The 16,587-nt window shown below is 40.8% G+C and carries 12 protein-coding genes; 8 read left to right on the top strand and 4 right to left on the bottom strand.

The genetic code is table 11. The annotated features are described in order from the left end of the window. Nucleotides 1-48: 48 nt before the first annotated feature. The 4 genes from RYH73_RS09410 to RYH73_RS09395 all read left to right on the top strand — a co-directional run bounded on the left by RYH73_RS09410 (nt 49) and on the right by RYH73_RS09395 (nt 7,277). Complete coding sequence (locus RYH73_RS09410) at nt 49-918, top strand: hypothetical protein (protein WP_335313164.1); 870 nt, start codon at nt 49-51, stop codon at nt 916-918. Nucleotides 919-1,259: 341 nt separating this feature from the next. Then, on the top strand, nt 1,260-4,088 hold the full coding sequence (locus RYH73_RS09405) for a TonB-dependent receptor (protein WP_335313163.1): 2,829 nt from the start codon (nt 1,260-1,262) through the stop codon (nt 4,086-4,088). A gap of 191 nt (nt 4,089-4,279) precedes the next feature. Next, nucleotides 4,280-5,854, top strand: coding sequence for a tetratricopeptide repeat protein (locus RYH73_RS09400; protein ID WP_335313162.1), 1,575 nt, complete (start codon nt 4,280-4,282; stop codon nt 5,852-5,854). Between the two features lie 328 nt (nt 5,855-6,182). Then, nucleotides 6,183-7,277, top strand: a complete 1,095-nt coding sequence (locus RYH73_RS09395) for a phytase (protein WP_335313161.1) — start codon at nt 6,183-6,185, stop codon at nt 7,275-7,277. A 78-nt stretch (nt 7,278-7,355) separates the two neighbouring features. Here the strand turns inward: RYH73_RS09395 and RYH73_RS09390 are convergent, their stop codons facing one another. The 3 genes from RYH73_RS09390 to RYH73_RS09380 all read right to left on the bottom strand — a co-directional run bounded on the left by RYH73_RS09390 (nt 7,356) and on the right by RYH73_RS09380 (nt 9,488). Continuing rightward, nucleotides 7,356-7,601 carry a hypothetical protein gene (locus RYH73_RS09390; protein WP_335313160.1) on the bottom strand — a complete coding sequence of 82 codons (246 nt, stop codon included), beginning with the start codon at nt 7,599-7,601 and terminating at the stop codon, nt 7,356-7,358. 154 nt (nt 7,602-7,755) lie between these two features. After that, nucleotides 7,756-8,466 (bottom strand): LytR/AlgR family response regulator transcription factor, encoded by a 711-nt coding sequence (locus tag RYH73_RS09385; protein ID WP_335313159.1) that lies wholly within the window; start codon nt 8,464-8,466, stop codon nt 7,756-7,758. Beyond that, nucleotides 8,463-9,488 carry a sensor histidine kinase gene (locus RYH73_RS09380; RefSeq protein WP_335313158.1) on the bottom strand — a complete coding sequence of 342 codons (1,026 nt, stop codon included), beginning with the start codon at nt 9,486-9,488 and terminating at the stop codon, nt 8,463-8,465. The genes RYH73_RS09385 and RYH73_RS09380 overlap by 4 nt, the downstream gene beginning before the upstream one ends. Nucleotides 9,489-9,816: 328 nt before the next feature. Here RYH73_RS09380 and RYH73_RS09375 point away from each other — a divergent pair, with 328 nt between their 5' ends. Beyond that, nucleotides 9,817-10,896 (top strand): PLP-dependent cysteine synthase family protein, encoded by a 1,080-nt coding sequence (locus RYH73_RS09375; RefSeq protein WP_335313157.1) that lies wholly within the window; start codon nt 9,817-9,819, stop codon nt 10,894-10,896. An 81-nt stretch (nt 10,897-10,977) separates the two neighbouring features. Here RYH73_RS09375 and RYH73_RS09370 read toward each other — a convergent pair whose 3' ends face one another. Beyond that, a complete protein-coding gene (locus tag RYH73_RS09370) occupies nt 10,978-13,032 on the bottom strand; it encodes a M13 family metallopeptidase (RefSeq protein WP_335313156.1) in 2,055 nt (684 codons plus the stop codon). A 464-nt stretch (nt 13,033-13,496) separates the two neighbouring features. Between RYH73_RS09370 and RYH73_RS09365 the strand changes: the two genes are divergently transcribed. The 3 genes from RYH73_RS09365 to RYH73_RS09355 are packed head-to-tail and all read left to right on the top strand — an operon-like array spanning nt 13,497 to nt 16,585. Then, the gene (locus tag RYH73_RS09365; RefSeq protein WP_335313155.1) at nt 13,497-14,147 is read left to right on the top strand and encodes a TetR/AcrR family transcriptional regulator; all 651 of its coding nucleotides are present in this window, start codon (nt 13,497-13,499) and stop codon (nt 14,145-14,147) included. Between the two features lie 31 nt (nt 14,148-14,178). After that, nucleotides 14,179-15,537 (top strand): TolC family protein, encoded by a 1,359-nt coding sequence (locus RYH73_RS09360; protein ID WP_335313154.1) that lies wholly within the window; start codon nt 14,179-14,181, stop codon nt 15,535-15,537. A 4-nt stretch (nt 15,538-15,541) separates the two neighbouring features. After that, on the top strand, nt 15,542-16,585 hold the full coding sequence (locus RYH73_RS09355; RefSeq protein WP_335313153.1) for an efflux RND transporter periplasmic adaptor subunit: 1,044 nt from the start codon (nt 15,542-15,544) through the stop codon (nt 16,583-16,585). Nucleotides 16,586-16,587 lie beyond the last annotated feature (2 nt).

The raw sequence follows: 16,587 nt of genomic DNA, 5'->3' as shown, positions 1-16,587 counted from the left end.
CAAAAAATGGTGAGGGAGAGTAGACGTAGAAATGTCAAATAACACACAATGCGATTAATTATTCATGTCATAGGGATATCCTTCCTTCTCACGGTGTTCTGTCGCATTGACAAGGGCGAGTTCGGAGATGCGATTGATAAAGGTCAGCTAACTTACGATGCGATTGATGAGGCGTCCGGTCTAGTCTGCGGTATCAATAATCCCGGGTATTTTTGGACACATAATGATAGTGGTGATGAAGCACGTATCTTTTTGCTGGACAGTGCGGCTCAATACAAGGCAACTTATTTTTTAGAAGGAGTAGGAGCGCGCGATTGGGAAGATATTGCAAACATGAAGGAGGGCGATAAGTCTTATTTATTGGTGGGTGATATCGGTGATAATTTGGCAAAACATACCACTATTTATGTACATCGATTTGAAGAACCGAAATTTGATAGGAAACAGATGGTGGATACCATCCCGGCGCAATCGATTACCAGTTACACCCTTCGTTATGAAGACGGACCAAAGGACGCTGAATCGTTGTTTTTCGATCCTATTGATAAAAAGCTCTATATTATTAGTAAACGTGATCTACATGTAGGCGTTTATGAAGCAATACTGCCTGCACAGGCAGGGGACACAATTGTGTTAAAAAAGCGTATTTCCATCCCCTATACTTTCATTACAAGTGCTGACATCTCCTCGGACGGCAAAGAAGTACTTATAAAAAACCTGTTAAATGTCTATTATTGGAAGCGCAAACCCAATGAGTCAATTCCCGAAATGTTTAAACGAGAAGGCGCGATGCAACCCTATCAAGCAGAACCACAAGGGGAAGCTATCACTTTTGCTAGGGATGGATCCGGTTACTATACGACCAGTGAGCGCCCTTTCGGTTTACCCGGACATATCTATTTTCATAAAAGGCAGTGAGCAGAGAGCTGTCAGAAATCAGCTTTCAGTCACACGAACCTTTCCCAAAACTCACAACAGGCAACTCGCCACTGATCATTCATCATTCACTAAAGCTAACACCTATTTAACATAAACTTAATGGTTGTTTTGTTTATTTGTAACTAATTGATAATTAGGTTTTTGTGCTTTGTTCTTAACCTTTTGCTGCCTTGCTGTTAACACTTGAAAAAGGTGGGTATATATTTTGTAACGATCGCTCTTTCATCGAGAAGTCGATGTTCTTCAACTTTGTGATGTGAACAAATGGGGATTAATATCAACCTGTAAAGTCTTAACGTAAAATACTAAACCATCAAAAAATGAAAAAACTTTTTACAAGCTGTTTGCTCTTGAGCTTATCCTTCATCGCCTTCGCGCAACGGCATGGTGTAATTTCCGGGAAAGTACAAGAGTCGCTCACGAAGGCGTCGCTACCAGGGGCCACTGTGCGCCTCAATGCGGGAAATCGTTATACCATTTCGGGCCAAAATGGAGATTATGAATTTTTAAATGTGCCGGCGGGATCGTATGAAATGGAAGTAATTTATATGGGCTATCAAACGGCGAAACAACAGGTCCAAGTTGCTGCAGGGGAAAATACGGTCGTTAATTTTATGTTGGAAGATGGTTCTGTTACGATGGATGAGGTCGTGATCATGGGAGACCGACTTCGGGGGCAGGCAAGGGCCCTCAATCAGCAAAAAAGTAAATCAAATATTACCAATATCATTTCCTCTGATCAAGTCGGAAGATTTCCCGATGCAAATATCGGCGATGCCTTGCGGCGTGTTCCCGGTATCACGATGCAGAACGATCAAGGCGAGGCACGTAATATCATCGTACGCGGCTTATCGCCGGAACTAAATTCGGTTACGCTAAATGGTGATCGAATCCCATCTGCAGAGGGTGATAACAGAAGGGTACAAATGGATTTAATTCCTTCCGATATGATTTCGACGATTGAAGTGAATAAAACCTTGACACCCGATATGGATGCCGATGCAATTGGCGGTTCAGTCAATCTGATCACCAGGGCTTCACCAAACGGACAGCGAATATCGGCTACCTTAGCAGGTGGTTACAATCCTTTACATCATACACCTATTTATACCGGCGCTTTTGTTTACGGAAATCGTTTTGCAGCGAATAAATTCGGCATGGTGCTAAGCGGCTCTTATAATAACAATCAATTAGGTTCGGAAGGCGTTGAAGGTGAATGGTCGCAGGATAAGGACGGAAATGCCTGGTTATCTCGCGAAGACATTCGGCGATATAATGTACAACGTGTTCGAAGAAGTATCGCGGGTGCTTTTGATTATAAAATTAACGATAATCATAGTTTATTCGCCAACGCCATGTATAACTGGCGGGATGATTGGGAAAATCGTTACCGCGTTCGAACAGATATTGAATTAGCCGATGAAGATCTGGGGGTGGCCGGCGGTTTTAAGCTGGATAAGATTTCAAGGGAAACAAAGGGAGGAATTGGTAATAACCGCGTCGATTATGCGCGATTGGAGGATCAACGGGTACAAAATTATTCATTAGGGGGTAATCACTTATTTGGAACCTCACTTGATATGGACTGGGCGGTAAGTTACGCAAAAGCCAGTGAAGATCGTCCTCATGAGCGGTACATAAACTACGAATATGAAAGTGAAGAAGATTTATTAATCCAGCAAGTACCATCATCTAACGATCGACCGATAGATTTGGTTTTTGATCGACCGAATGCAGAACTGAGCCAATTGGATGCAATCAGTGAGAACAATGATTATACCGATGAAAGCGAACTGGGAGCTAAACTTAATTTCCGTGTTCCCTTTTCCTTGGTCGACGGCCAAAAAGGCCGCTTGCGTTTTGGTGGGCGTTTACGGTTGAAAGAGAAGGAACGAAGAAATGAATTCTTTGAATATGGGCCTCTTAGCGATCAGTACAATACATTAGGAGGGGTGCAGACGGTTAATTGGACAGGTGTCTTCGAACCTGGTAACCAATATGCCCCCGGTTTATTTGCCGATAAGCACTTATTGGGCAGTCTTAATTTAACAGATGCCTCTCAATTCGAGCAAGAAGCAAAACCGGATGAATTTTTAGCCGTAAATTATCGTGCCAAGGAGCGAATCACGGCTGCTTATCTTCGTTGGGATCAAGATTTCAATAGTAGGCTCTCGATGATTTTGGGTGCCAGAGTAGAACATACTAATATCGATTATACAGGTAACGTTGTAGCGGATGAGGAAGAATTAGCAGGTACGCGGTCAGTAGAGAACAGCTATACCAATATTTTGCCGGGACTAACCTTGAAATATGTACCCCGGGAAGATCTGATTTTGCGGGCCGCGGTTACGACCGGACTTGCTAGACCAAACTATTATTCGATCGCACCTTATGTGCAGTCGATTGTGGATGATGGTCAGGTAGCCGCAGGTAATCCAGATCTTAAAGCTACTTATGCTTGGAATTTCGATTTGATGGCTGAGAAATATTTTAAATCCGTGGGGATTTTGTCGGGAGGTATTTACTATAAAAACCTGAAGAACTTCATTTATAAATACAGCAATAGAAATTATACGGCAGAAGAATTTGCACGCGATTTCCCGGACGCAAGCAATTTAATTCCTGAAGGAGAAACTTGGCGTTTTGTGCAAGACCGTAACGGCGATAATGTAGACGTTTATGGGTTCGAAGTGGCTATACAACGTCAATTGGATTTTCTGCCTGGCAAATTTTTGAAAGGTTTTGGCATTTATGCGAATTATACCTATACAAAATCGCGCTCTAAGGGTATCGCCGATGCGGAAGGAAATCCGCGAGGTAATATGACCTTGCCACAAACGGCACCGCACATGTTGAATGGTTCGTTGTCATGGGAAAATAAACGCTTTTCCGCGCGTGTATCAGCCAATTATACAGCTGCTTACATCGATGAAATAGGATCAGATGCGTTTAGCGATTTTTATTACGATAGTCAGTTCTTTTTGGATGCAAATGCTTCTTATCGATTTGGAAAGTATATGCGTGTGTTCGTCGAAGCCAATAACCTAACGAATCAATCTTTACGCTATTATTGGGGTGCTAGTAACAGACCAATGCAAAATGAATTTTATAAACCTCGTTATAACTTAGGTATTAAATTTGACCTGTAAGAAATAATAATAATAATAAAAGGCCGTCTTAAAGAGACGGCCTTCTTTGTCAAAGTGAAGGGAAGCATGAACCTCTTTATTAGGTGTTAATTAACAATAAGTTAACACCAAGCCCTTATTTTTGTGCTATGGTACATTTCCGTGTCTGCTTCTTTGTATTTGCTTGGATATTATCGTGCCCATGTTTTTTGATGGCACAGGTTTCTTTTGCTATTCAAGATATTAGGGGACGCTTGGAAATGTATGATATCAGACCCTCCGATTCCCTATTAATCATCGAAAATGAACGTCATCTGCTGGCTGAAAGGTTAGGTGATAAGCTTAAACAAGCCTTGTCTTTGCAAAAGATGGGACAAATATGTTATAATACAGGTCTATTTGCCCAATCATTAAACTATCATCTGCAAGCGGAAAAATTACTGGAACGTGGACCAAGAAATGAGCGGGCGAATAACCTTAATGACCTGGGTATGCTTTTGCTGCTAAATAATCAACGGGATGATGCAAAACGGGTCTATTTTCAGGCATTAAGCATTTATCAACGATCCGGTAACCTGAAAGGTCAAGGATCTACTTATGGCAATCTCGGACACCTTTATGAAAAATGCAGTGATTATGATAGTGCTTTTTACTTTCAGGGGAAAGCCATGGAGACCCTTGAAAAAATAAATGATCTGGATGGCATTGCACTGATCAATGAAAATATAGGGAGTATTTATGAGGATAAGGAAAGGTATGAGGACGCTTTTCGGTATTTTTCACGTGCTTTGGAGCGATTTAAAGTGAATGGTAATACACCTATGTTAATTGATGCCTATAATAATATTGGTGATATTCATAGGAAAACAGGGAATTATAAGGTTGCCCTGAATTATACCAGACAGGCCGAAAAATTGTCGAAAGAAAACAAAGCCCTTAGTAGATTGAGCAGTGCTTACAGAGATCTTGGGAAAACATTTAGCTTTCTGCAACATGCAGATAGTGCCTTTCATTATTTAGAACTCAGTAGACAGCTTTACATAGAAACCTATAATGAGGATAGTAAAAATCAAGCAGCCTTGCTTAAAGTATTATATGATATCGACCGTAAAGACGCGCGTATCGCACAATTGGCAAAGGAGCGCAGGACAGCAATCATTATCTATGCAACACTTGGTATCATCGCTTGTCTGCTTGTTCTTCTATTCATCATAGTGATCAAGAATCAACGGCAGAAGATTCGTAATGAAAGGCGGCTGCGCGATCAGGAGGCGGTTTTATCGGTGGCAAACCAACGTCTAATGGAAGTGGAGTTGCAAAATAAAAAGCTTCGTGAAGAACAATTGCAGACCGAAATCGAAAGTAAAGCAAAAGAAATTACATCTCATACACTTCAAGCAATTGAGAAAAACAAATTGTTGGAGGAGATGAAGCTAGCATTAACGGAGATCATTCGAAATGATAGTAGAAGTTATAAAAAGGAACTGAGACAACTCCTAAATAAAATCAACCAAAGTTTTCATAAAGAAGCGAGTTGGGGTGATTTTAGGCGAGTATTTGAAGAAATTAATCAGGATTTTTTTCTACATCTTCAACAAATTAATCCAGATTTATCGGCCGCTGATCTACGTCTTGTTTCTTTAATTAAGCTTAATATGAACACCCCGGACATGGCTGCGTTATTAGGTATTTCTACCGATAGTCTTCGCGTTTCCAGATACCGCCTTCGTAAAAAATTGGGTATTGAACCGGGGAAAAGTCTGACTGCCTTTTTGCAAGCCATATAGCCTTATCTTACCAACTCTTAATTTGCAGCTTTTACTGGCTTAGGTTATACCAACTTTATTATTAGTAAAGAATTAACAGAGGTTTAGTAGAGGGTTAATAAAGAGTTAACAAAGGGTTAATAAAGGTAAAACCTTGCTAAACCTTTGTTAATACATGGTGAAAGCACAATAAATACTATTTTAATAGAAAAGAAAGGGTAAGCTTATTACAAACTTGATAGGTATGTTGCAAATTGTTGCCTTAATTTTTAATTATGTTCACTATTTGTAACGCTAAAAAATTGGTTTATTTCGGTCAATAAGGACATTTTTGTGAGAAAAAGGAATAATGGATAAAAGAAATAAAACACCTTTAGTTTTAGCCCTTATCATTGCCACGTTGGCTTTTGGCTGTCAATCCGCTAACAATAAAAAGGATGATGAAGCAGTTCAACAAACTAATCACCTGGCCGATACGTTGCAAGCAACGGTTATCACGGAAACTGTGAAACACGATAGCGATGATCCTGCCATCTGGATTGATCGGAAAAATGCCGAAAACAGCCTCATTATTGGAACGGATAAAGACAGTGATGGGGCACTTTATGCTTTTGACCTGCACGGTAAAATCGTGAAAAGAGTTGACAATATTAAAAGACCGAATAATGTTGATATTGCTTATGATTTTTCATTGAATGGAAAGAAAATAGATATTGCGGTTGTTACGGAGCGCGAAAGGGATAAAATCAGAATTTTTGCATTACCCGATTTGGTCCCTGTGGACGATGGGGGCATTGACGTGTTTGTTGGAGAGGCAGAACGTGCTCCCATGGGTATTGCCTTATATACACGACCAAGTGACCGGGAAATATTTGCGATAGTCGGTAGAAAATCCGGACCCGCCGAAGGCTACCTGTGGCAGTACCAATTAATAGATAATGGAAAGGGACATATCACAGGTAAAACGGTCCGTAAGTTTGGCAAGTATAGTGGTAAAAAGGAAATAGAAGCTATTGCAGTTGACAATGAATTAGGGTATATCTACTATTCGGATGAGCAAACAGGGCTTAGGAAATATATAGCAGATCCGGATGCTAATAACAATGAAGAACTGGCACTTTTCGGGGAAACCGGTTTTTCAAAGGATCATGAAGGAATTGCAATCTACAAAACCGGTCAGGAAACGGGTTATATCCTTGTTTCTAATCAAGGATCACACACCTTCATGGTTTACCCGCGTGAAGGGGCGGAAGGGAATCCGAACAGTTATCCATTATTGGCGGAAATTCCCGTTAGCGCAATGGAGACTGATGGGGCGGATGCTACCTCAGTAAGTTTAGGGACTCAATTTCCGGCAGGCTTTTTGGTGGCCATGAGCACCAACCGAACGTTCCATATTTTTGATTGGCGAGAAGTAAGCGAACGGATTGAACAGAAACATTGATAAATGAGTCTTTTGCATAAAATACCATTTGCAAGCGATCTGCAAACGGTATTTTATGCAAAAGGAATTACCCGGCCATTAGCGCGTTTTATCTTGTTTATATTCTACTTGGTCGCAGTGACGTGCATGTTTCTCAAAGTGTCGATTTGATCGCCATTGAAAAGCAAAGATATTAGCTGCAATGAAAAGAAAAATCACAAGGATTGCCGCAACTTTTGAAATGGTGGCCAATACCGGTTTATTGGCGAAGCCACCAAAGATATAACCGATTATAAAAATCATAGAGACTACAAAAAGTATCCGAATTCCGATGAAAACTAACATAATACGTAATTTAAATTAAACTCATTCAGGCCTCTTGTCGAATTCCCCTTTCAACAAGTGTTTTCTGCCTTTTTTGTTTAAAATTAATAAAGGAAAATCAGTGTTTTTTGATCTGTAGACCAGCGACTTAAATGTGTAGACGAAGGGTCTGGATTCAGCTACCACGTGCATTTAATAATTCATTGACACGTTCCTTGAATGATTCGCCTACCGGAATTTCCTTGTCATGAATACAAACAAAATCGCGTTTAATGGTTGTGATTTTGTCTGACGCTACAAGGTAGGATCGATGGGTCCGTATAAAGGAAAATGAAGATAGGCGCTCTTCAATGGATTTCATGGTCATCCGTGTCAATATGGGTTTGGCGGATGAGGATAAATAAATTTTGATATAGTCTTTTAACCCTTCCACATAGGTTATTTCTTCAATCACAATTTTAACCAGCGTATACTCTACATTTACAAAAAAATGGTCAGGCCTATTCTTTTTTGATCGTAAATTGTTCTGCGCGCTAAACAGTTCCTGTGCGCGATTGCAAGCCTGTAAGAAGCGATTGAAGCCAAAAGGCTTTAAAAGATAATCAACAACCTGTAAGTTGAACCCCTCAAGTGCATATTGTTCATAGGCCGTTACCAATATAATTAATGGGGGGGTGTTGAGTGTCTGAAGGAATTCCAAACCACTTAGTTTCGGCATTTGAATATCTAAGAAGATTAAATCAATGTGTTCTTGATGTATAATTGTTGCCGCTTCGATCGCATTCCTGCACGATTTTATGAGCGTTAAAAAGGGCACCTGCCTGATATTGTCTTCCATCAGTTCACGCACCAATAATTCATCATCTACAATCAAACATCGTATCATGTCAATTTCAATTTAAGTCGTATCGTGAATACGTGGTCATTTTCATCGGTTTCCAAGCTATAATTTCCTTGATATAAGAGAGCTAAACGCTGCTTTATATTTTCAAGTCCGATGCCACCCGACTTTTCAGGCCTTTTTTGCTCATGGGGTTGATATCGATTCTGAACTTCAAAAAAGAGTTGATCCGCTTGCACCTTCAACCGAATATGAATTTGTGGAGCTTCTAAATAGCTTACACCATGTTTAAAGGCATTTTCGACAAAGGGGATAAGCAGCATTGGTTCAATAACGTATTCTTGTTCTACTTCTTGCCATTCCAACTCACTATTGATCGTTAGCTCTTGTCCAAATCTCAGTGTTTGTAGTTGGATATAGTTTTTTAAATAATCAATTTCTTTACTTAACGCGATTTTTTTACCCTGTGTGTCATAAAGCATATACCGCATCATTCCCGAAAGCATGATGAGCGATTCTTCCAATTTATCTGATTTTTTTCGTGCAAGAGACACCATGTTTGTCAACACATTGAAGATAAAATGCGGGCTGATTTGCGCGCGGAGAAATTTCAGTTCTGCTTCTAGCTGAACGGCAAGCCGCTCCTTCTGCAATCGCTCTGCTTGAATTCTGTTCAGTACAGCACGATAAATCAGACTCACGATAAAAACAGCAATGGAAGGGGTAAAAAGCAATCTAAAAACAAAGGGATCATGCGGAATCTGAGAAAAATACGTTAAAAGTAACCAGTACTTTAGTCGAAACGAAAATAAGAGTAGTAAAAAGCTGCTCGCAACATAAAGCCACCAGCTTCGTTTGTTAAATAGTTTGGGATAGAGGAAATAGGCATTTCCATAGAATATGACAATATGAATGATACCGGTTAATGTAAATAACAATCCGGGAATCGCGCCAATTTGGTAATTGCTCTCCGGTGAGCCAATAAGATAAGGCAAAAAAAGTAACGCACTCCAAATGAGGATATGAAGGCCTATATGTATTTGTCTAGCAGTTAAATTTGTCAACATCTGGTCATTTAACAAATCAAAATGAATGTAAGTAAATAGTTTCTTTTATGCAATGCCTGAACAGCACATTGCTACCCACCCTCTTATTTGTGTAGACCGTTTTGTTATTTTTATAGACAAAGAAGTTAAGACTTGCCTACACAGGTTAATGTAGTATTCCTCGCGTTCGCATTTATTTTAAAAAAAGTCTATCTTTGTCGCTACAAACCACAACCTGAGGAGCGTTCGGTCTATATAAACACTCCGCTAAAAAAAATAACCCTTTGTCTACTAAGTCTATCTAGAATTTTCTGAAAGGTGTTCTTTTCTTAACCTATAATTTAATACAATGAATTTTATTACAAAAGAAGAAGTGTTAAGCGCCTGTCTTTCTCCCGAATTGGACAGCCGATTCAAGCATTTATGGCATTTAGTAGGTAATACGCCGATGTTGGAATTGCACTATAGCTACCAGGGAAAAGCCAGTAAGATTTATGTCAAATGTGAGCATTATAACCTAACCGGAAGCATTAAAGATCGAATGGCCCTGTATATTATGTATCAAGCTTATTTGGGATGCCAACTAAAACCAACGGATACCATTATTGAAGCGACGAGTGGTAATACCGGCATTGCTTTTTCAGCCATAGCTAAGGCATTGGGGCACCCAGTTAAGATTATTATGCCGAATTGGCTTAGTCGGGAGCGTATTGATATTATAAAAAGTATGGGAGCCGAAATTGTTTTGGTAAGCAAAGAGGAGGGGGGCTTTTTAGGGAGTATTAAACGTAGTGAACAAATGGCTGCTAAAGGAAATGTGTTCTTACCTCGACAATTCGAAAACCGTTATAACTGCGAAGCACACGAACGGACAACCGGACGTGAAATTTGGGAACAATTGAAAAGCAAAGGTCTGCAACCGGACGCATTTGTTGCCGGTGTAGGTACCGGAGGAACGGTTATGGGCGTTGGAAGCTTTCTGCGCAGCGTGTGTCCACAGGTAAAAATTCACCCATTGGAACCTGCGGAAAGCCCTACACTTTCAACTGGATATAAGGTGGGGTCGCATCGAATACAAGGAATATCAGACGAATTCATACCGGCCATTGTTCAACTCGATCAATTAGACAAGGTTGTTCAGGCGAATGATGGGGATGCGATTTTGATGGCCCAAAAATTAGCTCAACAGCTAGGTTTGGCGGTTGGGATATCTTCCGGCGCGAATGTGATTGGGGCCATCAAGTTAAAGGAGGAATTAGGCAAAGATGCGGTTGTAGTTACCTTGTTATGCGACGACAACAAGAAATACTTGAGTACAGATCTGGTTAAAGAAGAACCGATAAGAGAAGCTTATGTATCTCCGGGAACTGATTTTAGTGGATATCATCCTATTTGCCGTTTAAAAGAACCCATTTTTGGCGCTTACTGAGATAGAAAAGCTAAGGGTTCATGGGGGCTCAGATTTAGATAAGGTATAGGGGAGATTACCCTATACCTTATATCTCCATTTCTACCATACGCGAACTCGTTCGTTATCCGGTTTATAGAGCTTGTCGCCTTCTTTTATATTAAAAGCCTTATACCAACTATCCATATTGACCAATGGACCGATTGTTCGTGCAGTTGCGGGTGCATGTGGATCAACCAAAATCAACTGGGCTGCGGTTTCAGGTGTCGTATTCATTCGCCATACTTGAGCCCAGGATAAAAAGAACCGTTGATCGGGCGTGAGTCCGTCAATTTTTTCATCCGATTGCCCTTGAGGGGTCTTTTTAAACGCTGCATAAGCCATTGCCAAGCCACCTAAATCAGCTAAATTCTCACCTAACGTGAGCTTACCTTTGACGTGTAAGGTGTCGAGCACGGTGTAGCCATTATATTGTTCTACTACCTTATTGGCTAAAGCCTTGAAATTGTCCGCATCCTCTTTTGTCCACCAATCTTTTAAATTACCATCTGCAGCATATTGTCTTCCCTGATCATCGAAGCCATGTGTCATTTCATGACCAATTACTGCACCGATTCCACCGTAATTGACGGCGTCGTCCGCAGCGAAATCGAAGAATGGAAATTGCAAAATACCCGCAGGGAAGGCAATCTCGTTATTTGCGGGATTATAATAAGCGTTGACTGTCGGAGGGGTCATACCCCAGCGGGTCCTATCTACTGGTTTGCCAAGTTGACTCACCATGTCGTTATAATTCCAGATCTTGGCACGACGGATGTTTCCAAAATAATCATCTTTCTTTATTTCAAGACCATCATAGGTCTCCCACTTATCAGGATAACCGATTTTTGGTGTAAAAGCATGGAGTTTTTCAATGGCCTTTTTCTTGGTCGTTTCACTCATCCAATCCAAGGTCTTGATCCGTTCCTCATAAGTTTCAGATAAGTTCTTTACCAGTTCCACCATCCGTTTTTTTGCTTCCGGCTTGAAATATTTGGCCACATATAACTGGCCTAACAAATCGCCGATCGAACGATCGATTACCTCAAAGCTACGTTGCCAGCGCGGCGTCATTTCCTTTTGACCCGTCAGCGCTTGCGTGAAAGCAAAATTGGCATTAACGAATGGTGTACTTAAATAAGGCGCTGCGGTTTTGAGCATATTCCATTGTAAATACGTTTTCCATTCTTCAACGGATTTACTTGTAAGTAACTTAGCAGCTTCTACAAAAAAGGAAGGATTGTTAACGATCACACTATCGACATCGTTCATTTTTAGTGTGCTAAAAGTCTCTTCCCAATTGAGCTCACCAGCCTTCTTCTTCAAGTCGGCTAAGGTAAGTTTGTTATACGTTCTGTAAGGGTCGCGCATATCCTCACGGCTCCACTGTGCTTTAGCGAGCGCAGTTTCCACATCCCATATTTGCTCAAACTTTTTAACGGTTTCCGTATCACTGGTGCCGGCCAACGTAAATAATTGCTGAACATAAGTCTCGTAAGCCTGCTTAATGTCGCGGTTTCGGGTATTATTGACCAAATAGTAGTCACGATCCGGTAAAGTAAGTCCACCTTGCCCGAACTGAGCGATGTTGGCTGCCGTATTTTTTTCGTCCTGATCAATGTAAAAATTATAAAGGGGAGAGCCTATGCCGGCTGTTCTCTGGAAGGCAATTTCCTTTACCACTCCGTTGATATCCTTTATACCATTAATACGCGCAAAATCATCTTTAATCGGATCCTTATCGGCAGAATCGATCCCGACGCTATCCATAGCACTCGAAAAAAAGTCACCCACGCGTTGCTCTACGCTGCCTGTTGCTGCCTCTTTTTTGCTCGATACCTCTTCCAGAATACTCTTAACTGCTTTTGCGTTAAAATCTCGTAATTGATTGAAACTGCCCCAGCGTGTTTCCTTTGCAGGAACCGGGTTGTTTTTTAACCAAATACCACTTGCATAATGAAAAAAATCGTCCCCGGGTTTAAAGGTCGTATCCATGTTGGCTGGATCGATCAGTTTTTCGGGAGTATTACTGAGCGTTTTGCTCTTTTCAGCTTGCGAGCAGCCCTGAAAAGCAGTGAAGGCCAAACTGCAGTACAGTAAAGGAAAATAGTACTTCATGTGTGTTGAATTAATTGTTGTAGAAATTTGGCAAATTGAATCATTAAGTTAAAAATAAATCATTCTATTTTATAGATGCCCAAATGTTTGTTGCTTATTTGGATGATTGCCGATCCTGTGGGTCGACCGATTTTTATGAACGAAGGTAAAATTTTTGTTTTTGATAATGTGTGTATTGGTGTAACAATATTGTAAGGGAGCAAGTGCATGCGTTAATTAGCCGATGTGATGATTAGCGAATGTGATAATGTATGTCTGTGCTAGTTTAACGCTTGGCGCATAGCCCAGAGCTTTCCGGGTAACTCAAAACGAGCAACCGGTAATTCAGGGAAACCAATGTGACAATCAGCCGATGGGTCCATAAACCGTGCTGTTTTCGGGCCAATAGTAAAAAAGCTAAAAAATATTTGTAAATATTAACAGTGTTAACTATGTTTGCGGTGTTATTTGATTGATTTGGAAAAATGGGAATTAAAGAACGCAAAGAGAGGCATAAAGAAGATTTGAGGCAGCGTATTCTGGATGCTGCAAAAGTATTATTCTTAAAGGAAGGTTATGAAGCGACTTCGATCCGGAAAATAGCATCGGCCATCGAGTTTAGTCCAACTACCATTTATCTTTATTATAAAGATAAAAACGATATTATTTATACCTTACAGAAGGAAGGATTTAAGGTGTTGCGTACGAAATTTTCTGCCCTTACTAATGTAGATGACCCCTTTGAGCGCTTGAAAGCGATGGGACGAACCTATCTGCAGTTCTCTATAGAAAATCGTGAATTTTATGAGCTTATGTTTATCATGAAGGAGCCTTTAGAGTATCTTCAGAAAGTTTGCGGTATTGAAGCTGAGCAGTGGGACGATGGGGTGGAAGCATTTAACTTTCTGGTTTACACCATTGCGGAATGTCAACGGGCGGGCTACTTTAAGGGGCACGATACCAAGATGTTCTCCTTGCTGGTTTGGTCGACCGTACATGGCTTATCTACTCTTAACATGCATGGGCATATAACACATGTTGTTGAAAAGCAATTGATTGAATTAAAGGATGGGGCGCAAATTCTTGATGCAGCTTTTGATAGCTACATTAAATTTTTGGAACAGATAAAGGGTTAAATTTTTTATTTATTAAAGAACACTGTTAATAATGAAAACACTGTTTATAATAATTTTTTCTTTGCTCAGCTGCTCTTTATTGAGAGCGCAGACAAGTGCCTTAGCTGCTTATATTGAAGAAGGTATGCATAACAACCTGGTATTAAAGCAGAAAAACATCTCGTTGGATAAGGCAATGTTGGCACTTCAGGCAGCAAAAAGTATGTATCAACCAAGTGTGGCGCTACAGGCAACCTATAGTACGGCTTCCGGTGGTCGGAATATATTGTTGCCTTTGGGTGATTTGATGAACCCCGTTTATACAACCTTGAATCAGCTGACAAATTCACAGAATTTCCCTCAGCTCGAAAACGAATCCATTAATTTCCTGCCAAAAAATTATTACGATGCACGTGTTAGGACAACAGTACCTATCATTAATACCGATATCGGTTACAATAAACGGATTAACGAACAGCAAGTTACTTTACAAGAGTTTGAAGTGCAAACCTACGAACGTGAGTTGATAAAGAACATAAAGTCCGCTTATTTTAATTTTTTAAACGCACATCAAGCTGTCAAAATTTATGAATCAGCGTTGAAGTTAGCAGAGGAGTCGAAGCGGGTTAACGAGCGTTTGTTGGAAAGTGGTAAGGGCTTGCCCGCCTATGTGCTCCGTGCGAACAGTGAAATTGAGCAAGTAAGGGCACAGGTTACGCAAGCAGAACAACAGCAGATAAATGCCCGATTGTATTTTAACGCATTGCTTAACAGGCATGGAGAAACCGCTATCGATACGGTTTATAATGCGGATGATGCGTTGGGGAAAGCAGCTGTGTTGCTTCAATCTGCTCCAGATATCCAGTCGCGTGAAGAATTGAAATCACTTCAAGAAGTCATCGCCATCAATGAGAATGTTATTAAGATGAACAAGAAATTTTCCATTCCGAAAATCAGCGGATTTTTAGATTTGGGATCACAAGCAGAACAAATGCGTTTCAATAATCAATCACGGTATTTAATGGTGGGTTTACAATTTGATTTACCAATATACACCGGTAATAGAAACCGTATCAAAATTAAGCAGTCCCAGTTGGAATTGGCAGACGCAACATTTAACCGTGCGCACGTGCAGCAGCAGTTGGAGGTGAGTTCACAAATCGCCAAAAACAATCTGGTTGCCGCATGGCAGAATTATCAATCTTCTTTAAAACAATTGGAGTCCGCCGCGTCTTATCAGCGATTGATTGAGAAGGGATATAAAGTAGGTACGAATACCTACATAGAGACCATTGACGCAAGAAATCAATTAACCACGGCCCAATTATCTAGCCTGGTTAATAAATATAACGTTTTGTTGGCTGCTGCTGAATTGGAGAGAGAAACAGCCACTTATCCACTAAAAAATTAATATTATGAATAGATTTGGTTCTCTATTAATGTTACTCGCTGCTTTTGCTTCCTGTAAAAGCGCCAGTGACCAGTCGGCAGCGGGTTTCAAAGAAGATACGATCCCGGTAAAATTATTGACCTTATCGCAAGAATCCAATGGACAGCAGGTAAAGACTTCTGGCATTTTTACTACAGATAATGAGGCGGTTCTTTCTTTTAAAAATGGCGGCGTACTCAGCAAAGTGTACGTAAAGGAGGGGGATGCTGTACGAACCGGCCAGTTGCTTGCGGTGTTGAATCCGACGGAAATTGCCGCGAGCGTTCGTCAGGCTAAACTGTCTGAGGAAAAGGCGCAGCGCGATTTTCAACGGGCACAAGCCTTATTCCGCGATAGTGTTGCTACATTGGAGCAATTACAGAATGCGGAAACAGCGTTACGAATTGCACAAGAACAGTTGCGTGCAGCTAATTACAATCAAAATCAAACCGAGATAAGAGCGGCTTCAGCGGGCTATGTACTGAAACGTTTTGTGAACGACGGACAGGTTGTAGGCCCGGGAAGTCCGGTGATTCAACTGAATAGAACGGGTGGGAGTGATTGGCAATTAAAAGTAGGTGTGAGCGATCAACAATGGGCGACTATTGCTGTTGGCGATTCCGCTACCATTTCATCCGATGTGCTTGGTCGTAACGTTTCGGCCTTGGTTTATAAAAAATCCGAGGGAATCGATCCTGCTTCTGGGGTGTTTACGATCATGCTGAAACTGGTTCCCGGAAATTATGATAAAAAGATCGGTGCAGGGATGTTTGCTCAAGCCACTATATATACGAAAGAACGGGCATCGCATTGGCAGATACCTTATGATGCCATTTTAGATGGGGATGCAGGGAAAGCTTTTGTTTTTGTGACAAATGACGGGAAGACGGCCAAACAGGTTGAGGTTGAAATAGATGCTATTCAACAAAATAGGGTGTCGGTGTCGAAAGGATTGGAAGATGCCCGATCGCTCATTATTTCAGGAAGTGCCTATTTAACAAATGGATCACCCATTAGCGTTGTTAAGTAGTC

The sequence above is a fragment of the Olivibacter sp. CPCC 100613 genome, assembly GCF_036959255.1.
Lineage (GTDB): Bacteria > Bacteroidota > Bacteroidia > Sphingobacteriales > Sphingobacteriaceae > Olivibacter.
This window is presented reverse-complemented; position numbering and strand designations above follow the sequence as displayed.